This window comes from Aquincola tertiaricarbonis (assembly GCF_023573145.1).
GTDB lineage: Bacteria > Pseudomonadota > Gammaproteobacteria > Burkholderiales > Burkholderiaceae_C > Aquincola > Aquincola tertiaricarbonis_B.
In genome coordinates this window covers 3,601,308-3,621,372 of the sequence record NZ_CP097636.1, presented here as the reverse complement: position 1 = coordinate 3,621,372, position 20,065 = coordinate 3,601,308, and the positions used below count along the sequence as shown (strand labels likewise).

The 20,065-nt window shown below is 68.7% G+C and carries 16 protein-coding genes; 10 read left to right on the top strand and 6 right to left on the bottom strand.

The window, feature by feature from the left end:
- Positions 1-10: 10 nt before the first annotated feature.
- The gene (locus tag MW290_RS31170; protein WP_250198207.1) at positions 11-1,537 is read right to left on the bottom strand and encodes a YifB family Mg chelatase-like AAA ATPase; all 1,527 of its coding nucleotides are present in this window, start codon (positions 1,535-1,537) and stop codon (positions 11-13) included.
- A 354-nt stretch (positions 1,538-1,891) separates the two neighbouring features.
- Here MW290_RS31170 and MW290_RS31165 point away from each other — a divergent pair, with 354 nt between their 5' ends.
- Both MW290_RS31165 and MW290_RS31160 read left to right on the top strand, forming a co-directional pair.
- A complete protein-coding gene (locus tag MW290_RS31165; protein WP_046113293.1) occupies positions 1,892-2,230 on the top strand; it encodes a P-II family nitrogen regulator in 339 nt (112 codons plus the stop codon).
- A 21-nt stretch (positions 2,231-2,251) separates the two neighbouring features.
- Positions 2,252-3,781, top strand: coding sequence for an ammonium transporter (locus MW290_RS31160; RefSeq protein WP_250198206.1), 1,530 nt, complete (start codon positions 2,252-2,254; stop codon positions 3,779-3,781).
- Between the two features lie 189 nt (positions 3,782-3,970).
- On the opposite strand, the gene MW290_RS31155 is transcribed toward MW290_RS31160, so the two are convergent.
- Positions 3,971-4,966: an IS110 family RNA-guided transposase gene (locus MW290_RS31155; protein ID WP_445659481.1), complete on the bottom strand. Its 996-nt coding sequence runs from the start codon at positions 4,964-4,966 to the stop codon at positions 3,971-3,973.
- A 299-nt stretch (positions 4,967-5,265) separates the two neighbouring features.
- Between MW290_RS31155 and gshA the strand changes: the two genes are divergently transcribed.
- From gshA to MW290_RS31120, 7 genes are all read left to right on the top strand, one after another.
- On the top strand, positions 5,266-6,558 hold the full coding sequence (gene gshA, locus MW290_RS31150; protein ID WP_250198205.1) for a glutamate--cysteine ligase: 1,293 nt from the start codon (positions 5,266-5,268) through the stop codon (positions 6,556-6,558).
- Positions 6,559-6,642: 84 nt separating this feature from the next.
- Positions 6,643-8,526, top strand: coding sequence for a potassium transporter Kup (locus tag MW290_RS31145; protein WP_250198204.1), 1,884 nt, complete (start codon positions 6,643-6,645; stop codon positions 8,524-8,526).
- Positions 8,527-8,529: 3 nt separating this feature from the next.
- Positions 8,530-9,699, top strand: a complete 1,170-nt coding sequence (locus tag MW290_RS31140) for a benzoate/H(+) symporter BenE family transporter (protein WP_250198203.1) — start codon at positions 8,530-8,532, stop codon at positions 9,697-9,699.
- 14 nt (positions 9,700-9,713) lie between these two features.
- On the top strand, positions 9,714-10,673 hold the full coding sequence (gshB, locus tag MW290_RS31135; RefSeq protein ID WP_250198202.1) for a glutathione synthase: 960 nt from the start codon (positions 9,714-9,716) through the stop codon (positions 10,671-10,673).
- Between the two features lie 75 nt (positions 10,674-10,748).
- On the top strand, positions 10,749-11,855 hold the full coding sequence (locus tag MW290_RS31130) for an S-(hydroxymethyl)glutathione dehydrogenase/class III alcohol dehydrogenase (protein ID WP_250198201.1): 1,107 nt from the start codon (positions 10,749-10,751) through the stop codon (positions 11,853-11,855).
- 25 nt (positions 11,856-11,880) lie between these two features.
- On the top strand, positions 11,881-12,738 hold the full coding sequence (gene fghA / locus MW290_RS31125; RefSeq protein WP_250198200.1) for an S-formylglutathione hydrolase: 858 nt from the start codon (positions 11,881-11,883) through the stop codon (positions 12,736-12,738).
- 7 nt (positions 12,739-12,745) lie between these two features.
- Complete coding sequence (locus MW290_RS31120; RefSeq protein ID WP_250198199.1) at positions 12,746-13,360, top strand: IMPACT family protein; 615 nt, start codon at positions 12,746-12,748, stop codon at positions 13,358-13,360.
- Between the two features lie 33 nt (positions 13,361-13,393).
- On the opposite strand, the gene MW290_RS31115 is transcribed toward MW290_RS31120, so the two are convergent.
- The 3 genes from MW290_RS31115 to MW290_RS31105 all read right to left on the bottom strand — a co-directional run bounded on the left by MW290_RS31115 (position 13,394) and on the right by MW290_RS31105 (position 17,801).
- Entirely contained in the window at positions 13,394-15,616 is a 2,223-nt protein-coding gene (locus tag MW290_RS31115) for a TonB-dependent receptor (protein WP_375142906.1), read from the bottom strand.
- Between the two features lie 95 nt (positions 15,617-15,711).
- Positions 15,712-16,758: a purine-nucleoside phosphorylase gene (locus MW290_RS31110; protein WP_250198197.1), complete on the bottom strand. Its 1,047-nt coding sequence runs from the start codon at positions 16,756-16,758 to the stop codon at positions 15,712-15,714.
- A gap of 23 nt (positions 16,759-16,781) precedes the next feature.
- Positions 16,782-17,801 (bottom strand): 5'-methylthioadenosine/S-adenosylhomocysteine nucleosidase, encoded by a 1,020-nt coding sequence (locus MW290_RS31105; RefSeq protein ID WP_250198196.1) that lies wholly within the window; start codon positions 17,799-17,801, stop codon positions 16,782-16,784.
- A 148-nt stretch (positions 17,802-17,949) separates the two neighbouring features.
- On the opposite strand from MW290_RS31105, the gene MW290_RS31100 reads away from it, so the two are divergent.
- The gene (locus tag MW290_RS31100; protein WP_250198195.1) at positions 17,950-18,852 is read left to right on the top strand and encodes a recombination-associated protein RdgC; all 903 of its coding nucleotides are present in this window, start codon (positions 17,950-17,952) and stop codon (positions 18,850-18,852) included.
- On the opposite strand, the gene MW290_RS31095 is transcribed toward MW290_RS31100, so the two are convergent.
- Positions 18,849-19,958: a porin gene (locus tag MW290_RS31095; RefSeq protein WP_250198194.1), complete on the bottom strand. Its 1,110-nt coding sequence runs from the start codon at positions 19,956-19,958 to the stop codon at positions 18,849-18,851. The two genes, MW290_RS31100 and MW290_RS31095, sit on opposite strands and share 4 nt — an antisense overlap.
- Positions 19,959-20,065 lie beyond the last annotated feature (107 nt).

Here is a 20,065-nt window from a genome sequence, read left to right as displayed (position 1 = left end):
TCCGCACGCGTCAGTGGCCGATCACCGCCATCCGGTACTGCAGCGCCTCGGCCATCTCGGTCATGCCGATGGTGTCGGCGCCGGCCAGGTCGGCCAGCGTGCGGGCCACGCGCAGCGTGCGGTGCAGGCCGCGGCCCGACCAGCCCAGCCGCTCGGCGGCGCGCTGCAGCAGGGTGCTGGCAGTGGCGTCGGGCACGCAGTGCAGCGGCACCTCCGCCGGGCCCAGGTCGGCGTTGATGCAGCCCTGGCGGGCCTGCTGCCGTTCGCGCGCGGCAGCCACGCGCGCGGCCACCACGGCGCTGGGCTCGCCTTCGGGCGCCTGCATCAACTGCGCGGGCGGGATGGCCGGCACGTCCACCTGCAGGTCGATGCGGTCCAGCAGCGGCCCCGACAGCCGGCCCTGGTAACGCGCTATCTGCTCGGGCGTGCAGCGGCAGGCGCGCAGGTGCCCGGCCGGCGCGCCCAGAAAGCCGCAGGGGCAGGGGTTCATGGCCGCCACCAGCTGGAAGCGCGCCGGGTAGGTGGCCTGGCGCGCCGCGCGCGACAGCGTGACCTGGCCGGTTTCCAGCGGCTCGCGCAGGGCTTCCAGGGCATGGCGCGGGAACTCGGGCAGTTCATCGAGGAAGAGCACGCCCCCGTGCGCCAGCGAGATCTCGCCCGGCCGCGGCGGCGAGCCGCCGCCCACCAGCGCCGCCGCGCTGGCCGAGTGGTGCGGCGCGCGTACCGGGCGCTGGCGCCACTGCGCCAGGTCGAAGCCGTTGCGCCCCAGGCTGGCGATCGCTGCGGTGGCCAGCGCCTCTTCTTCGGCCATCGGCGGCAGCAGGCCGGGCAGGCGCTGCGCCAGCATCGACTTGCCGGTGCCGGGCGCGCCCACCATCAGCAGGCTGTGGCCGCCGGCCGCCGCCACCTCCAGCACGCGCTTGACGGCGGCCTGGCCGCGCACGTCGCGCAGGTCGGGGCCGGGTGGCGCAGGCGGGTGTTCGGGCGCGGCGGCGCGGGCCAGCGGCGGCGCGTCGTCGCCCGGCTGCAGGGCGCTCACCACGTCCATCAGATGGCGGGCACCGTAGACCGCCACGCCGTCCACCAGGGCGGCCTGGCTGGCGCTGCCTTCGGGCAGCACCAGCGAGCGGCTGGCACCGGCGCGGCGGGCGGCATAAGCCAGCGCCACGGCGCCGCGCACCGGCCGCAGCTCGCCGGCCAGCGACAGCTCACCCGCGTACTCGTGGCGCGCGAGCTTGGCCGCATCCAGCTGCTCGTTGGCGGCCAGGATGCCCAGCGCGATCGGCAGATCGAAGCGGCCGGATTCCTTGGGCAGGTCGGCCGGCGCCAGGCTCACGGTGATGCGCTTGTTGTGCGGGAAGCCCAGTCCGCTGTGCGCCAAAGCGGCGCGCACCCGCTCGCGCGCTTCCTTGACTTCGGTGTCGGCCAGGCCCACCAGGTTGAAGGCCGGCAGGCCATTGGCCAGGTGCACCTCCACCTGCACCGCGGGAGCTTCCAGCCCGTCGAGCGCGCGGCTCGCAACGATCGCCAGCGTCATGGCCAGCCTCCAGATTGAGGGGAAACGGCGTCCGAACTGCGACTTCGCGGATTGTGAGCGTCTGCCTCGGCCCGGCAAGACGTCAAAAGAATGCACCTGCGAGGTGCGGATTTGGGCGATTCACTGCACTGGTGCGGCCGATGCTGGTGCTTGGTGCGATGCGCGAACCCTGCCCCGGTCTGGGGCGTGCGCCTGAAACAGGGTGTTGGCACAAAAGCTGCAAAAACCCCGCAGTCGCCCGGTGGCCTGCCGCCGGGAGCCACGTTCTCTTCGCCGGTCCGCGGCGAGTTGTCCTGCTCGACCGGCGCCGTTTCCGGCGTCAGCACACTTTTGATCCAACGGGAGAAAGCAACCATGAAGATGGTGACCGCCATCGTCAAGCCGTTCAAGCTCGACGAAGTGCGTGAGGCCTTGAGCGGCATCGGCGTTCAGGGCATCACGGTGACCGAAGTCAAAGGCTTCGGCCGCCAGAAGGGCCACACCGAGCTGTACCGCGGCGCCGAGTACGTCGTCGACTTCCTGCCGAAGGTGAAGATCGAAGCCGCCGTCGACGACGCGATCGTCGACCGTGTCATCGAGGCCATCGAGGCCTCCGCGCGCACCGGAAAGATCGGCGACGGAAAGATCTTCGTGTCGCCGCTCGAGCAGGTCGTGCGCATTCGCACCGGGGAAACCGGCAAGGACGCGCTCTGACGCCCAACAAAAGAAAGACCCATGAAAAAACTGATTGTTTCGTTCGCCCTGGGCTTGTCGCTCCTGGGCCTCGGAGGGATGGCCGTGGCGCAGGAGCCCGCCTCGGCCCCGGCTGCGACGGCACCGGCCGCCGCCGCCTCGGAAGCAGCCGCCCCGGCGGCTGAAGCCGCGCCGGCACCTGCTGCCGCCGCCTCGGAAGCCGCTGCGCCGGCGCCCACGCCCAACAAGGGCGACGTGTCGTGGATGATGCTGTCCACGCTGCTGGTCATCATGATGGCCATCCCCGGCCTGGCGCTGTTCTACGGCGGCCTGGTGCGCAGCAAGAACATGCTGTCGGTGCTGATGCAGGTGATGGTCACCTTCGCGATGATCGTCGTGCTGTGGGCCATCTACGGCTACAGCCTGGCCTTCACCGAAGGCAATGCCTTCATCGGCGGCTTCGACCGCCTGATGATGAAGGGCATCTGGGACAACACCGCCGGCACCTTCGCCAACGCGGCCACCTTCAGCAAGGGTGTGGTGATTCCGGAAATCGTGTTCGCGGCCTTCCAGGCCACGTTCGCGGGCATCACCTGCGCGCTGATCGTCGGTGCCTTCGCCGAGCGCATCAAGTTCTCGGCCGTGCTGCTGTTCACCGCCATCTGGTTCACCTTCAGCTATGCGCCGGTGGCCCACATGGTGTGGTTCTGGATGGGCCCGGACGCCTACACCGGTCCTGATGTGGTCGATGCGATGAACGCCAAGGCTGGCCTGATCTGGCAGTGGGGCGCGCTGGACTTCGCGGGCGGCACCGTGGTGCACATCAACGCGGCCGTCGCCGGCCTGGTGGGTGCCTACATGGTGGGCAAGCGCGTGGGCTACGGCAAGGAAAGCATGGCCCCGCACAGCCTGACGCTGACCATGGTGGGTGCCTCGCTGCTGTGGGTGGGCTGGTTCGGCTTCAACGCCGGCTCCGCGCTGGAAGCCAACGGCTTCGCGGCCCTGGCCTTCATCAACACGCTGTTCGCCACCGCCGCCGCCGTGCTGGCCTGGTGCATCGGTGAAGCGCTGATGCGTGGCAAGGCCTCGATGCTGGGTGCGGCTTCGGGCGCCGTGGCCGGTCTGGTGGCCATCACCCCCGCGGCCGGCAACGTCGGCATCGGCGGCGGCCTGATCATCGGCTTCATCGCCGGCTTCGCCTGCCTGTGGGGCGTCAACGGCCTGAAGAAGATGCTGGGCGCGGACGACTCGCTGGACGTGTTCGGCGTCCACGGTGTGGGCGGCATCCTGGGTGCGCTGCTGACGGGCGTGTTCAATTCGCCCAACCTGGGCGGCCCCAGCGCCGTGGCCGACTGGACCACGGTGGCCATGATCGCCCCCGATGCCTACACGATCGCCGGCCAGGTGTGGACGCAGGCCAAGGCCGTGCTGCTGACCGTGGTGTGGTCGGCGGTGGTCTCGGTCATCGCCTACAAGATCGTCGACCTGACCATCGGTCTGCGCGTCTCCGAAGAAGATGAGCGCGAAGGCCTGGACATCACCTCGCACGGCGAAACGGCCTACAGCAAGTAAGCCGCTTCAGCCAACCAAGATCGACAGAGCGATTGGGCCGCCTTCGGGCGGCCCCTTTTTTATGGAGCCCCCAAGCTCGCTACGCTCGCTGCCCCCCAGGGGGGCGCATTCAGCCTTGGGGCGGCCCGGCGGCTGAACGGAGCCCCCAAGCTCGCTACGCTCGCGCCCCCCAAGCAACTGTGTTCGAAGTCAAGCCTCTGACGCGGGCTGCAGGTGCTTGGCGGCGTCCCAGGTGGCCTGGTCTCGCAGCATGGCGTTGAGCACGGTCAGCAGCTTGCGCATGCAGGCCACCAGCGCCACCTTCTTGGGCTTGCCAGCGGCCACCAAGCGCGCGTAAAAGGCCTTGACGGCCGGGTTGAACCTGACCGCCGACAGCGTGGCCATGTACAGCACCGCGCGCACATCGGCGCGCCCGCCCCATGTGCGTCGCTTGCCCTGGCGCTTGCCCGAGTCATTGGCCAGCGGCGCCACCCCCACCAGCTTGGCGATCTGGCGGCGTTGCAGCTTGCCCAGCTCCGGCAGGATCGCCGTCAGGGTGATGACCGTCACCGGCCCCACGCCCTTGACGCTGTCGAGCAAGGTGCGCTGCTGCTTGAAATGGCGGTCCAGGTGGTCGTCGGTGTCCTTGTCCACCATCTCGATCTGGCGGTCCAGCAGGCGCAGCACCTGTTGGATGCTGCGTACGGCCTTGGGCAAGGTCGTCTGCTGCAGCCGGTTGGCCTCGGCCACGCGCATGTCCACCAGCTGCCTGCGGCGCGCCACCAGCGCCGCCAGCTCGGCGCGCTGCGGCTCCTGCGGGGCGGTGATGTAGGCGGCACGGTCCGGATGCACGGCCAGCACGTTGGCGAAGTCGCGCAGCACGCGGGCGTCGACCTGGTCGGTCTTGGCCAGCACGCCCATCGACTTGGCGAAGTCACGCGCCTGGCGCGGGTTGATCCGCACCACGCTGAAGCCCGCTTCCTGCAAGGCCAGCACCAGCGCGCGTTCGTAGCCACCGCTGGCCTCCAGCACCACCAGGTCGACGTCGGCCTGCCGGCACATCGCGATCACCTCGTCGTGTCCCGCGGTGTCGTTGCCCAGGCGCCGCATCGAGGTGTCCAGGCTGACATCGAAATGCTGCTTGGCCACGTCGATACCGACGTTGATGCGACGATCCACGTTCGCTACCCCACCTTGCGGATGCATGCTCATGATTGGCAACTGTTCGGGCTACACGGTTGGACAAGACGGGCCGCTGCGTTGACCTCAGGCTTGGGGACGAGCTGCAAGCTCGAGGGGGCATCAGGTTTGGCGCAGCAACCGCGACACGGTCGGCCTTCAGAGAAACTCTGGAGGGCTGGGTCGGGAAGATACAAGGGGGAGCGCCGCCGCTTGGGGCGGCCCGGCGCGGCGGCCGTTTGCCGCACGCCCCTGGTGAATCAGCCGCTCGCCGCCACCTGCCGCACTCCTAGAATCAGTCTTCACTGCGTATACGGGCGATCAGTATGGTTCCGCATCTCATCACCGCCCTGACCGGGCCCATCAACGAACTGGAACAGCGCATCCTCGAGTCGATGCCGGCCATCGAGCGCTGGTTCCGGCTCGAATGGATGGAGCACACGCCGCCGTTCTACACCTCGGTCGACCTGCGCAATGCCGGCTTCAAGCTGGCGCCGGTGGACACCAACCTGTTTCCGGGCGGCTGGCACAACCTGACGCCCGAGATGCTGCCGCTGGCGGTGCAGGCGGCGATGGCGGCGATCGAGAAGATCTGCCCCGAGGCCAAGAACCTGCTGCTGGTGCCCGAGCGGCACGCCGGCAGCTTCTACCTGGCCAACCTGCAGCGGCTGAAGAACATCTTCCACCAGGCCGGCCTGAACGTGCGCCTGGGCTCGCTGGACGAGAGCCTGACCGGCCCCACCACCGTCACCCTGCCCGACGGCAGCGACCTGACGGTGGAGCCGCTGCAGCGGGTGCGCGGCCGGGTCGGCCTGAAGGACTTCGATCCCTGTACCGTGCTGCTGAACAACGACCTCTCGGCCGGCCTGCCGGCCAAGCTGGAGAACCTGCACGAGCAGTACCTGCTGCCGCCGCTGCACGCCGGCTGGGCGGTGCGGCGCAAGAGCAAGCACTTCCAGAGCTACGAGGAAGTGGCCAAGAAGTTCAGCAAGCTCATGGGCATGGACCCGTGGCTGATCAACCCGATGTTCGCCCAGTGCGGTCAGGTGGACTTCAGCCACGGCGACGGCCTGGACTGCGTGCAGACGCAGGCCGACGCGATGCTGGCCAAGGTGCGCCGCAAGTACAAGGAATACGGCATCAACGAGAAGCCCTTCGTGGCGGTCAAGGCCGACAACGGCACCGACGGCATGGGCATCCTGATGGTGCGCGACGCCAAGGAGCTGGCCGAGCTGAGCCGCCGCGCGCTCGAGAAGATGGGCGAGGCCAAGGACGGCCAGCATGTCACCGAGGTGCTGATCCAGGAAGGCGTGCCCACCTACGAGCGCATGCACGACGCGGTGGCCGAACCGGTGGTCTACATGATCGACCGTTACGTGGTGGGCGGCTTCTACCGCGTGCACGCCGAGCGCGGCACCGACGAGAACCTGAACACTCCGGGCGCGCGCTACGTGCCATTGGCCTTCGCCGAGCACAACCAGTTGCCCAAGCCGGGCGCCAAGCCGGGGGTGAGCGCGCCCAACCGCTTCTACATGTACGGCGTGATCGGCCGGCTGGCGATGCTGGCGGCCAGTTATGAGCTGGAAGCGACGGACCCCGACGCCGAGGTGTACGAGTAGCCACGGTTTGCGGCAGTGCAGCATCGGCTGCGAGCACAATAGCCGTCTTTCGATGACCGACCCCTCCTGGTGGGGTGCTGCTTCGTGGGTTCTCACAACGCCAACCGCTCTCCGGCCGCCCTGGCCGCCCTGACGCTCGCCGCGCTGGGCATCGTCTACGGCGACATCGGCACCAGTCCGCTGTATGCCCTGAAGGAAGTGTTTGCGGAAGGTCGCGTCGCCGTCACGCACGACAACGTGCTGGGCGTGCTGTCGCTGATCTTCTGGACGATGACGGTCGTCGTCTCGCTCAAGTACGTGCTGCTGATCCTGCGCGCCGACAACAACGGCGAAGGCGGGCTGATCGCGATGCTGGCGCTTGCCACCACCGCGGTGAAGGAGCGGCCGGCGCTGCGCCAGACGCTGCTGCTGGTGGGCATGTTCGGCACCGCCATCTTCTATGGCGACGGCGTGATCACGCCGGCCATCTCGGTGCTGTCGGCGGTGGAGGGCCTGGAGGTGGCCGCGCCGGCGCTGCACGGCGTGGTGGTGCCGGTCACGCTGCTGCTGATCACCGTGCTGTTCGCGGTGCAGCGCTTCGGCACCGGCGGCATCGGCCGCTTCTTCGGGCCGGTGATGCTGATCTGGTTCATCGCGCTGGTGGCGCTGGGGCTGCCGGGCATCATCGAGAACCCGCACGTGCTGCTGGCGATGAACCCGATGTACGCGGTGGGTTTCATCACCGCCCACCCGATGGTGGCCTTCATCGCGCTGGGCGCGGTGGTGCTGTGCATCACCGGCGGCGAGGCGCTCTACGCCGACCTCGGCCACTTCGGCAAACAACCCATCCGCATCGCCTGGTACAGCTTCGTGATGCCGGCGCTGGTGGTGAACTACTTCGGCCAGGGCGCGCTGCTGCTGCGTGAGCCGGAGGCCGCGGCCAACCCGTTCTACCTGCTGGCGCCCAAGTGGGCGGCGCTGCCGCTGGTGGGGCTGGCCACCTGCGCCACCATCATTGCGTCGCAGGCGCTGATCACCGCGGCCTTCTCGGTCACGCGGCAGGCCATCCAGATGGGCCTGCTGCCGCGCATGTACATCAAGCACACGTCGGTGCGCGACACGGGGCAGATCTACGTGCCGTTCATCAACTGGTGCCTGTACGTGCTCATCGTGCTGGCGGTAGGGCTGTTCGGCAGCTCGTCCAAGCTGGCGCATGCCTACGGCATCGCCGTCACGCTGGACATGACCATCACCACGGTGATGACGTTCTACGTGATCCGCTACGGCTGGAAGTATTCGCTGCCGCTGTGCCTGCTGGCCACCGGCTTCTTCTTCCTGATCGACATCACCTTCTTCCTGTCCAACCTGCTCAAGTTCTTCTCGGGCGGCTGGTTCCCCATCGTCATCGGCCTGGGCATGTTCACGTTGATGACCACCTGGATGCGCGGCCGCCAGCTGGTGGCCGAGCGTCTGCGCGACGACGCGATCGACCTGAAGAGCTTCCTCGAATCGGTGTTCATCAGCCCGCCCACGCGGGTGCCGGGCACGGCCGTCTTCCTGTCGGCCGACCCCACCATCGTGCCCAACGCGCTGATGCATAACCTCAAGCACAACAAGGTGCTGCACGAGTACAACCTGTTCGTCTCGGTGCAGAACCATGAGGTGCCGTGGATCGGCTTCGGCCGCCGGCTCGAGATGACGCCGCTGGGCCACGACTGCTGGTCGGTGCTGCTGCACTTCGGCTTCAAGAACGACCCCGACGTGCCCGAGGCGCTGAAGCTGCTGGCCGGCCGCGGCGTGCCGCTGGACGAGATGGACACCAGCTACTTCCTCAGCCGCGACATCGTGGTGCCCAGCATCGGCCAGGGCATGGCGATGTGGCGCGAGAAGCTGTTCGCCAACATGCACCGCAATGCGGCGGCGGCGGCCGACTTCCTGCACCTGCCTGCGAACCGCATCGTCGAGCTGGGCTCCAAAGTAGAAATCTAGCCTGTGCAGTTTTGGAAGGATCTCTCGCTCACCTCGGTGGTGGCGGGCTTCGTCGCCGTGCTGGTCGGCTTCACCAGCTCGGTGGTCATCATCTTCCAGGCCGCTGCCAGCCTGGGTGCCACGCCGGCGCAGCAGAGCAGCTGGATGTGGGCGCTGGGCCTGGGCATGGGCTTCACCAGCGCCGGCCTGTCGCTGTGGTACCGGCAGCCAGTGCTCACCGCCTGGTCCACGCCGGGCGCGGCGCTGCTGGTCACCGCCGGCGCCGGTCGCACGATGGAAGAGGCCGTGGGCGCCTTCATTGTCTGTGCGCTGCTCATCGTGCTGGCCGGTGTCACCGGCGCCTTCCGGCGGGTGATGGACCGCGTCCCGCAATCGCTGGCGGCCGCGCTGCTGGCCGGCGTGCTGGTGCGCTTCGCCTTCGATGCCTTCCTGTCACTGCGCACCGACCTGGCGCTGGTGCTGACCATGCTGCTGGCCTACCTGGCCGGGCGCCGCCTGTGGCCACGCTATGCGGTGCCGGGTGTGCTGGCCGTGGGCATGGCGGTGGCGGCGCTGCAGGGCACGCTGCACCTGGGCAGCATCGACTGGTCGCCGGCCCATCCGGTGTTCACGGCGCCGCGCTTCACGCTGGGTGCGCTGGTGGGCATCGCGCTGCCGCTGTTCGTGGTGACCATGGCCTCGCAGAACCTGCCTGGCGTCGCGGTGCTGCGTGCGGCGGGCTACAGCGCGCCGGTGTCGCCGCTGATCGCCAGCACCGGCCTGGCCAGCCTGCTGCTGGCGCCCTTCGGCGGCTATGCCTTCAACCTGGCCGCCATCACCGCCGCCATCTGCAATGGCCGCGAGGCGCATGAAGACCCCGACCGCCGCTACATGGCTGCGGCGGCGGCGGGCGTCTTCTACATCCTCGTCGGGTTGCTGGGCGGCGCGGTGGTGGGGCTGATCGCGGCCTTTCCCAAGGCGCTGGTGCTGGCCGTGGCCGGCTTTGCGCTGCTGGGCACCATCGGCAGCGGCCTGGCGGTGGCGATGAAGGACGAGCGCACCCGCGAAGCCTCGCTCATCACCTTCGTGGTCACGGCCAGCGGCCTCAGCCTGTTCGGCGTGGCCTCGGCCTTCTGGGGCGTGGTGGCCGGCGCGCTGGCGCTGGCTGTGCAACACTGGCGCCCCGCCCGCTGACCCGTCTGCGCCCCATGGATCTGCTGTTCGTTGCCGACCCGCTGGAGGTCTTCAAGACCGCCAAGGACACCACCTTCGCGATGATGCGCGAGGCCGCGCGCCGCGGCCACACGATATGGGCCTGCGAGCAGCGCGGCCTGTCCTGGCAGCGCGGCAGCCGCGTGGTGGCCCGTGATGCCCGGCGCATCAGCCTCACCGGCGATGCCTATGCCTGGTTCAAGGTCGAGGAGCAGCGGCCGGTGGAACTGGCCGCGGTGGACGCCGTGCTGATGCGCAAGGATCCGCCCTTCGACAGCGAATACTTCTACGCCACCCACCTGCTCGAGCAGGCCGAGCGTGAAGGCGCCCGTGTGCTCAACAGCCCGCGTGCGCTGCGCGACCACCCCGAGAAGCTGGCCATCCTGGAGTTCCCGGACGTCATCGGCCCCACGCTGGTGACGCGCGACGCCCAGGCCATCCGCGAGTTTCACGCCCAGCACCAGGACATCATCCTGAAGCCGCTGGACGGCATGGGCGGCATGGGCATCTTCCGCGTCGGTGCCGACGGCCTGAACCTGGGCAGCATCATCGAGACGCTGAACCAGCACGGCCGCACCACGGTGATGGTGCAGAAGTACCTGCCCGAGATCGTGCAGGGCGACAAGCGCATCATCCTGATCGGCGGCGAGCCCATCCCGCATGCGCTGGCGCGCATCCCGCAGGGCAGCGAGATCCGCGGCAACATGGCCGTGGGCGGCAAGGGCGTGGCCCAGCCGCTGTCGGCCCGCGACCGCGAGATCGCCGAGGCCATCGGCCCGGTGCTGGCCGCCCGCGGCCTGCTGTTCGTGGGCCTGGACGTGATCGGTGACTGCGTCACCGAGATCAACGTCACCAGCCCCACCGGCTTTCAGGAGATCACGCAGCAGACCGGCTTCGACGTGGCGGCCCGCTTCGTCGATGCGCTGGAGGCCGCGGTGGCCGCACCGCGGACCTGAACGGCCGTCACCCCCATCGTCCACGGCGGCCGTTCGAAGCGGCCGCTTTCAGTTTCAAGCCTTGAGGATTTGCCCATGAAGACCAAAGCCGCCGTCGCCTGGAAAGCCGGTGCCCCGCTGACCATCGAAGAAGTGACGCTGGACGGCCCGCGCGAAGGCGAGGTGCTGGTCGAGATCAAGGCCACCGGCATCTGCCACACCGACTACTACACGCTGTCGGGCGCCGACCCCGAAGGCATCTTCCCCGCCATCCTGGGCCATGAAGGCGCCGGCGTGGTGGTGGACGTGGGCCCGGGCGTCACCTCGCTCAAGCCCGGCGACCACGTGATCCCGCTCTACACGCCCGAATGCCGGCAGTGCAAGAGCTGCCTGTCGCGCAAGACCAACCTGTGCACCGCCATCCGCGCCACGCAGGGCAAGGGCCTGATGCCCGATGGCACCTCGCGCTTCTCGATCGACGGCAAGCCGCTGTTCCACTACATGGGCACCAGCACCTTCGCCAACCACATCGTGGCCCCGGCCATCGCGCTGGCCAAGATCCGCGAGGACGCGCCCTTCGACAAGGTCTGCTACATCGGCTGCGGCGTCACCACCGGCATCGGCGCCGTGCTGTGGACGGCCAAGGTGGAAGCCGGCGCCAACGTGGTGGTGTTCGGCCTGGGCGGCATCGGCCTCAACGTGATCCAGGGCGCCAAGATGGTGGGCGCTGACAAGATCATCGGCGTGGACCTGAACCCCGAGCGTGAAGCCATGGCGCGCAAGTTCGGCATGACCCACTTCGTGAACCCGAAGGACGTGCCCAACGTGGTGGACGCCATCGTGCAGCTGACCGACGGCGGCGCCGACTACAGCTTCGAATGCATCGGCAACACCACCACCATGCGCCAGGCGCTGGAGTGCACCCACCGCGGCTGGGGCCAGAGCGTGATCATCGGCGTGGCCGCAGCCGGCCAGGAAATCAGCACGCGGCCGTTCCAGCTGGTCACCGGCCGGGTGTGGAAGGGCAGCGCCTTCGGCGGCGCCCGCGGCCGCACCGACGTGCCCAAGATCGTCGACTGGTACATGGAAGGCAAGCTCAACATCGACGACCTGATCACCCACACGCTGAAGCTGGACCAGATCAACGAAGGCTTCGACCTGATGAAGCGCGGCGAGTCGATCCGCTCGGTCGTCGTCTACTGATCCCGCAGCACGGCAGGAGGTCCGCATGAGCTTCGAACTGATCAGTGCGCACGGCTGCTTTGGCGGCGAGCAGCGCTTCTACAAGCACGACTCGCGCGAGATCGGCCTGCCGATGCGCTTCGGGCTGTACCTGCCGCCGCAGGCGGCGCAAGGGCCGGTGCCCGTGCTCACCTACCTGGCGGGCCTGACCTGCAACGAAGAAACCTTCGCCATCAAGGCCGGTGCGCAGCGCTTCGCGGCCCAGCACGGCATCGCGCTGCTGATGCCCGACACCAGCCCGCGTGGCGCCAACGCGCCGGGCGAGGCCGATGCCTGGGACTTCGGCGTGGCCGCGGGCTTTTACCTCGACGCCACGCAGGCGCCCTGGGCCAAGCACTGGCGCATGGAAAGTTACCTGATGGCCGAGCTGCTGCCCGAGGCCGCCGCCGCTTTCGGGCTGGACGCGCAGCGCGCCGGCCTCTTCGGCCATTCGATGGGCGGCCATGGCGCCTTGACGCTGGCGCTGCGCCACCCGGGGCGCTTCCGCTCGGTGTCCGCCTTTGCGCCGATTGCCGCGCCCACCCGCTGCCCCTGGGGTCACAAGGCCTTCAGCGGTTATCTGGGTGACGACCGCAGCACCTGGGAAGCGCACGACGCCAGCGCGCTGATGGCGCAGCAAAAGCAGGCGCTCTTTCCGCAAGGCATCCTGGTCGACCAGGGCCTGGCCGACAAGTTCCTGGCCGAGCAGTTGCACCCCGAAGCCTTCGAGGCCGCCTGCCAGGCCGTGGGCCAGCCGCTGACGCTGCGCCGGCATGCCGGCTACGACCACGGCTACTACTTCATCACCAGCTTCATCGCCGACCACCTGGCCCACCACGCGGCGGCGCTGAACGCCGGGCGCTGACGCGGCTTTGGCCTCCACCCTGGCCGCGCCGGTCGCCAGCGAGCTGGTGATCAAGAAGAGCCGTTTCATCGGCTGCGTGGAGCCGATGCGTGACCGGGCCGGCGCACTGCAACGCGTGGCCGCGCTGCGGGCCGAGCACCCCGGCGCCGCCCATTTGTGCTGGGCGCTGCTGGCCGGCGGCGACTCGGCCGCCAACGACGATGGCGAGCCCGGCGGTACCGCCGGGCGGCCGATGCTGGAAGTGCTGCGCCACCAGGCATTGGAAGGCGTGCTGGCCACCGTGGTGCGCTACTTCGGCGGCGTCAAGCTGGGCGCCGGGGGCCTGGTGCGGGCCTATACCGATGCGGTGGCGCAGGCGCTGCTGCAGGCCGAGCGGGTGACGCTGGAGCGCCTGGCCACGCTGCAGTGCACCGTGCCTTATGCGATGGAAGGCGCGCTGCGCCGCGAGCTGGAGGCCGCCCGCGCCACGCTGGGCGATGTGCAGCACGGCATGGAGGTGACACTGGACTTCACCGTGCCGGAGCCGGCGGCGCCGGCCCTGCGGCTGCGCATCGAAGACCTGACCCAGGGTCGGGTGCGATGGGCGCAACCCGACCCTGGCGGTACTGCTCACAATCGGTAGCCAGGCGTGGGCCTTCGGCGCGTGGCGCCAGGGTCAGAACGTCGCTTTGAACGAGGCCCCCCAGGTGCGCGGCTCGTTGATGAAGCCGGTCAGGTTGTTGAAGTCGATGGCGCCAGTGGCCACCACCTTGTCGGTGATGTTGCGGCCGAACACCGCCGCTTCGTACTTGCCGTTGCCCCAGATGTAGCCCAGCCGCAGGCCACCTTCGAGCAGCGACTTGCCGGTGAACTCCTTGGACTCATAGAGGAAGAAGTTGACCTTGCTGCGGTACGACCAGTCGGTGAACACGTACCACTCGCCGCTGTCGGTGGGCACGCTGTAGCGCAGGTTGACGTTGCCGATCCACTTGGGCGCGTTGGGCAGCGGGTTGCCGTCGAGCTTGTAGGTGCCGGGCAGCGTGCCCGCCGGGTCGGTGATGGTGCAGATGGCGCAGCCGCGCACCTGCAGGTCGCCGTCCTTGATCTTGGTGTGGTTGTAGCTGCCCGACAGGCCCAGCAGCAGGTTGTCGGTCAGGTAGGCGGTAAGGTTCATCTCCACGCCCTGGCCCTGGGCCTTCTTGGCGCTCACCAGGATGTTGGCGTTGTCGGTGCCGCCCACGGCCGTCAGCTGCTGGTCCTTGACGGTATAGCGGAACACGCTGGCCGACAGACGCGCGCGGCGGTCGAACAGGTCGGCCTTCACGCCCGCTTCGTACGAGGTGTTGGTCTCGGGCGCGGCCGAGGACATCGGCGCGAAGGCCGAGGCCGGCTGGATGCTGCCGGCCCGGAAACCGGTGGCCACGCGTGCATACACGTTCACGTCGGGCGTGACGGCGTAGGTGGCGCTGGCGTCCCAGTTGGTCTTGGAGTTGTTGGTCTCCAGCGCCAGCCCGGCGGAGCTGTCCAGCGACGCATCGGGCGCGGTGCTCAGTTCCTTCTTGTCATGCGTGTAGCGCAGGCCGCCGCGCAGCTTCAGCCGCGGGCTCACCGCATAGCTGAGCGAGCCGAACACCGCCCACGCGTCGTTCTTCTGCGTGGTGGTGATGGTGTTGCCCGTCTGCGGATTGCCCGCGGTGGTGGAGTCGTAGTTGGCGCTCAGCATGCGGTACTTCTCCTTGAAGAAGTACAGGCCGGTCTGCCATTGCAGCGGTGCCTCGGTGGCCGATTCGAGCCGGAACTCCTGCGACCACTGGCTGTGGCCGCGCAGCGCGTCCGAGGTCTCGGAAGGGAAGGGGATGGGCGCCGGATCGTCATTGCCCAGGAAGGCGGCGCCGAAGCCGCCATCCACGTCGCCGCGGCTGAAGCTGCTCAGCGTCTCATACCCGGTGATCGAGTAAAGGGCCATGCCGGGCAGGCCCCACTTCAGCCGCATGCTGCCGCCGGTGTTGGACAGCGTCTGCTCGTTGATGCCGTCCAGGCTGACCTTGTCGGGGTCGAACCCGTCCACCAGGTGGTTGCTGCCCGGCTGGATGATGTTGGCGCGGAACAGCCGCGCGCTGCCCGAGAGGTCGCGGTTGTGCAGGTTGAACAGGGCGCTGAAGTCCTTGCTGGGCTCGTACAGCGCCTGCAGCCGCACCGCGCGGTCGCGGTAGCCTTCGATGTCCTGCGTGCCGCTGGCCTTGGTGTTGTGCACCCAGTCGTCACGCTGCTGCGACAGCAGCGACACGCGGGCCGACCAGGCGCCCGACAGCGGCAGGTTGAAGGCGCCTTCCAGGTTCACCGCGTTGTCGCTGCCGTAGCCGGCGCTGAAGTAGCCCTCCTGCTTTTGCGAAGGGCGCACCGAATTGAACTTGACCACGCCGGCCGGCGTGTTGCGCCCGAACAAGGTGCCCTGCGGGCCGGCCAGCACCTCGATCCGCTCGAGGTCGAAGGCCGGAAAGCCCTTGAGGATGGGGTTCTCCTGCACCACGTCGTCGTAGATCAGCGAGACGGGCTGCGAGGCATTGAGCCGGAAGTCGGTGTTGCCGTAGCCGCGGATGTAGAAGCGCGGGAAGGCCCGGCCGAACGACGATTCGATGTTGAGGCTGGGCACACGGCCCGACAGCACCCGCACGTCCTGACCGCTGGAGTTCAGCACGTCCAGCGTTTCACCGGAGATGGTGGACACCGAGCTGGGCACGTCCTTGATGTTCTCGGCCCGCCGCTCGGCGGTGACGGTCACCGATTCGAGCTTGGGTGCTTCCTGCGCCATCGCGGGCAGCGCCAGCAGCAAGGCGGTGGTGAGCGGGGCCAGCGTGAGGCAGGCGGCGGCAGGTCGGCGGGTACGGCGCAAGAGCATCCTCCATGAGTGTTTTCACGGAGTAACCGCAAGGCCCATGCCTGTTGCCGCGCCTCAAAACAGTGTGAACGAGGCGGGGCTGTGCGTGAAGCTGGTCAGGGTTGGGGCACGCCCTCGCGCCATTGCGGCCAGTGGCGCACGATGTCCTGCACCAGCGCACCGCCCACGATCTGCAGGTTCTGCAGCGCCGGCACGAAGCCGCCCGTGCCGCCGGTGGACGACGCGGTGAGCGACTGGTGCGCCGACTGCCCCGGATGTGGGCGGTCGAAGTTGGAGCCGGCGCGCAGCACCGCCAGGCGCTTCAGGTTCACCTTGCCTGCCGCCGCCGCACGTTCCAGCGCGTTGTAGGTGGCGTTGTCTTCCTGCTGCGTGGTGCAGTAGGTGGCCTGGCCGTCGCTCAGCAGCTTCGTCCAGTCGCGGGCATGCTGGCCCAGGCGGTGGCCGTGCCACCAAGTGTCGCCACCCAACGTGTCGCACTGGGTCACGGTGGGCTTGGCGCGGGCGGCGGGCTCTTTGTACTTGGCGCGGTAGGCGGCGGCGGCCGGGCTGTCCTGCAGCGGCAGCTGGCGGGTCAGCGCCAGCGCCTTCTGCAGCAGGGCTTCGTCCAGGCGGGCGGCTTCGGTGCGGTACTCGAACTTGGGCTTCTCACCCGGGCCCTTGGTCAGCAGGCCGTAGTAGCCGGTGGACCAGCCCTTGGGCATCTCGCGGGCATCGATCTCATGCGCGATGCCGAAGTCGATCAGCCAGCGCGCCCAGGCGGCGGTGCCCAGCGTGCCCTGCTGCGGGTCGATGCCCGCGATGCCGGCGATGAGGAAATAGCTTCGCGTGAAGTCGAAGCGCGGGTCCATCGCCAGCGCCAGTGTTGAAGCCGCGGCATTGGCATGGCCCATGCCGGTGGTCAGCAGGCACACGTCGTCGGTGTTGCAGCGGAGCTCCGGGTAGTCGAGTGACAGGCCGGGCACCTTGATGCGTTCGTCGAGCTTGAGCGGCTGGAACCAGCCTTCGGCCTCGGGCCCGAACATGGTGATGACCACGGCCTTGATGGGGCGCGGCGTGGCAGGTGCAGCGGCTTGGGCCTGGGCCAGCAGCGGGGCGGCCAGCGCCAGGCCGGCGGCCAGGGAGGTGAGCTTCAAGAAGGTCATGGGCAGAGGGAGTGGAGGTGCGCTCAGCGTGCCGGCTTGCCGCGTGCGGCCCAGGCTTCGAGGAAGGCCAGCGTCACCGCGGCCTCGTTGGTTTCGGCCAGGCCGCTGGAAAACAGCGCGGCCACGTCGGCATTGAATTCTTCGGCGCCCGCCAGATCGCTGACGCTGCGCATCGCGATGTAGGGCACGCGGTTGGCATAGGCCACATGGGCCAGGGCCGCGGTCTCCATCTCGAACACCTGCGCGTTCAGGGTTTCGAACAGGTAGCGCCGGTACGGTGCGTGCGCCAGAAAGGCGGTGCCCGAGACGCCGGTGCCACCCACCTCCAGCTTGGGCTGGTGCTTCACGCATTGCTTCTCGTCCACCGTGCCGCTGGCGGCGGCCTTGGGGCCGCAGCGCTGCAGCGCCGGCTTCAGGTTGCGGGCCACGGCCAGCATCTCGGTATCCACCGGATAGTCGAAGCGGAACTCGCCCTTGGGCGCGTTGGCGCTGTTCATCACGTAGTTCTCGCGCAGGAACCAGCCCTGGTAGGGCGGCAGCGGCTGGCCGGCCGGCGTCTTGGCCAGCGACAGGCCCAGGCAAGACACATCACCCGCCGTGCCGCAGGCGGCGGGCACCTGGTCGTTGCTCTGCCAGTAAACCTCCATCGGCATCACCCAGCGCTCGGGCACCGTCACGTCGCCCACGTGGTGGGCCGGGTTCACGCCGCCGGCGATGCCGCTCATGATCAAGCGCTGCACCTTGAAGTGGTCCAGCATCAGCTGCGTGACCATGGTGGAGTTGATCATGCTGACGCCGCTGAGCACGATGACCACGCGGTTGCCGCGCAGCGTGCCGGTGGTGAAGCGGTTGCCGTTGACCACGTGCGTGCGCTTGCCGGTGGTTTGCGCCACCAGGATGTCGGCCTCGGCGCCGAAGGCCGAGACGATGCCGATGCGCGGCGTGCAGTCGGTCAGGCAACGGGCGGCGGGCGCGGCATGGGCGGTGCTGGCGAGCAGGGCCAGGCCGGTGAGCAGGGCGGCGGGCAGGGCGGGCAGGCGCAAGAGGGTGTCTCCGGGAGCTGTCGTCGAGGCGGGTCTGCAAATCAGCAATATTGATGCCATTGGCCACCCGCCGTTACCTGGTGGCGGCTGGCGGCGGCCGACCCGGCCGGGGGACAATCGTCGGTTTTTCCCACCGCGACCTGACCCCGTGTTCAAGAACCTGATCGTCTACCGCATCGCCCCCGAATGGACGGCCGACCCGGCGCAGCTCGAGGCGGCGCTCGACAAGATGCGCTTCGTGCCCTGCACGCCCACGCAGCCCATGTCGGCCGGCTGGGTGGAGCCGCGCGGCGTGGCCCATGCGCCGCTGGTGGAGGTGGTGGACGGCCACTGGCTGCTGAAGCTGCAGGTGGAGCACAAGACCGTGCCCGGCGCCGTGGTGCGCCGCCGCGCCGAAGAGATGGCCGCGCAGATCGAGCAGCAGACCGGCCGCAAGCCTGGCAAGAAGCAGATGAAGGAGCTGAAGGAAGACGCCCTGCACGAGTTGCTGCCGCAGGCCTTTGCCAAGCGTGCCAGCGTGCAGGTGTGGATCGACCCCACGCAGCGCCTGCTGCTGGTGGACAGCGGCAGCGCCAACCGCGCCGACGAGGTGGTGACGCAGCTGGTCAAGGCCGGTGACGGCCTGGCGCTGACGCTGCTGCAGACGGCCGAAACGCCGGTGGCGGTGATGTCGGCCTGGCTGGCCGGCACCGAGCCGCCGGCTGCCTTCAGCATCGACCGCGAGTGCGAGCTGAAGTCGCCCGACGAGATGAAGTCGGTGGTGCGCTATGCCCGCCATGCGCTGGACATCGAGGAGGTGCGTGAGCACATCCGCGGCGGCAAGCTGCCCACGCGGCTGGCACTCACCTGGCAGGGCCGGGTGTCCTTCGTGCTCAGCGACACTGGCCAGATCCGCAAGATCGCCTTCCTGGACGGTGTGTTCGAAGGCCTGCCCAAGGTGGAGAAGGACGAGGCCTTCGAAGCCGATGCCGCCATCGCCACCGGCGAGCTGCGGCAGCTGATCCCCGACCTGGTGGAGGCCCTGGGCGGGGAGCATGCGTTGACCGTCTAGAAGGCGTGGACGATGCCCACGTCGATACCGCCGCCGGTCCGGCCCAGCAGCGTGGTGCCGTCCACGTTGTAGCGGGCCCCGGAAGAAGCGGTGTCGGCTGCGGCCAGGGCCGACTGGCTCAGCCGTGCCCAGCTGGTGTAGAGCAGCGTGCGCTTGGACAGCTTGTGCACGTACTGCACGCCCAGCTGCCGGCCATCCTGGTCGTCGCTGCCCAGGCCCGAGCGGTCGGCGCCCGTCCAGGCCACGTTGAAGCTGCCTGCCGCGCCCACCGGCACCATCGCGCCCAGGTTGAGGTTGCGCTGGAAGCGGCGTTGCCCCGTGACCACCTCCTGCGCGCTGCGCCAGAACAGGTACGAGCCCAGCAGCCGCACCGGCCCGAAGTCGTGCGACAGGCCCAGGCCGGCATAGTCGAATTCGCCTTCGGCCGCCACGGCGCGGCTGACCCCGGTCAGCGCATTCACGCGGCCCACGCTGTTCACCTTGGTGCGCCCCCAGGTGGCACGCGCCTCGGTTCCCGGCTGCACGTAGAACAGGCCCGCCGCCACGTGGCGGTTGCCGGTGGTGCCCTCCGAAGGGGCCAGCTGCAGCTGCGCATACACGCCCTGCCAGTTGGGCGTGAGGTACGACACCGCGTTGTTCACCCGGGTGTAGGTGTTGGTGTTCGAGAAGTTGAACGGCGTGGCCATGTTCATCATGTTGCCCACGCCCTTGCCGTTGAGGGCGTCGAAGTCGCCGCCGATCGAGTTCTGCAGCGCGAAGTCGCGGCCCAGCCGCAGCTCACCGAAGGGGCCGCGCAGCCGCACCAGGCTTTGCCGTTCCCAGAAGGTGGAGGCCGAGGTGCCGTTGTCGGCGCGCACCTGCATCTCCAGCACCACGCCGGCGCTCAGGCCGCCGCCCAGGTCTTCATTGGCTTGTATGGACAACTTGCTGCTGCGGGCGCCTTCGCGCACCAGCTGGTTTTGCGTATCGGGTCCGTTGTCCACGCGGCGGGCAGCCAGGTCGATGCGGCCGGAGATCTGCACGCTGGACTGGGCATGGGCGGCACTGCAGAGGCCCAGCGCCATCAAGGCAGCGATGGCGCGCAGGGAAGAGGGCGAAGCGGTCATGTCGTCAAAAGGTCGAGGTCACGGGAAACTGCAGCGAGCCCGCACCAGCGCAAGAAGTGTTCCAAAGTGATTGAAACGATGTGACGCGTTTCTTGAGCATCAAACTT

Coding starts and splice junctions, on each gene's coding strand:
- MW290_RS31095 (WP_250198194.1), bottom strand. CDS start 19,958: ATGACCGCTTCGCCCTCTTCCCTGCGCGCCATCGCTGCCTTGATGGCG.
- MW290_RS31115 (WP_375142906.1), bottom strand. CDS start 15,616: ATGCTCTTGCGCCGTACCCGCCGACCTGCCGCCGCCTGCCTCACGCTG.
- fghA (WP_250198200.1), top strand. CDS start 11,881: ATGAGCTTCGAACTGATCAGTGCGCACGGCTGCTTTGGCGGCGAGCAG.
- MW290_RS31160 (WP_250198206.1), top strand. CDS start 2,252: ATGAAAAAACTGATTGTTTCGTTCGCCCTGGGCTTGTCGCTCCTGGGC.
- MW290_RS31155 (WP_445659481.1), bottom strand. CDS start 4,966: ATGCATCCGCAAGGTGGGGTAGCGAACGTGGATCGTCGCATCAACGTC.
- gshA (WP_250198205.1), top strand. CDS start 5,266: ATGGTTCCGCATCTCATCACCGCCCTGACCGGGCCCATCAACGAACTG.
- MW290_RS31130 (WP_250198201.1), top strand. CDS start 10,749: ATGAAGACCAAAGCCGCCGTCGCCTGGAAAGCCGGTGCCCCGCTGACC.
- gshB (WP_250198202.1), top strand. CDS start 9,714: ATGGATCTGCTGTTCGTTGCCGACCCGCTGGAGGTCTTCAAGACCGCC.
- MW290_RS31170 (WP_250198207.1), bottom strand. CDS start 1,537: ATGACGCTGGCGATCGTTGCGAGCCGCGCGCTCGACGGGCTGGAAGCT.
- MW290_RS31110 (WP_250198197.1), bottom strand. CDS start 16,758: ATGACCTTCTTGAAGCTCACCTCCCTGGCCGCCGGCCTGGCGCTGGCC.
- MW290_RS31165 (WP_046113293.1), top strand. CDS start 1,892: ATGAAGATGGTGACCGCCATCGTCAAGCCGTTCAAGCTCGACGAAGTG.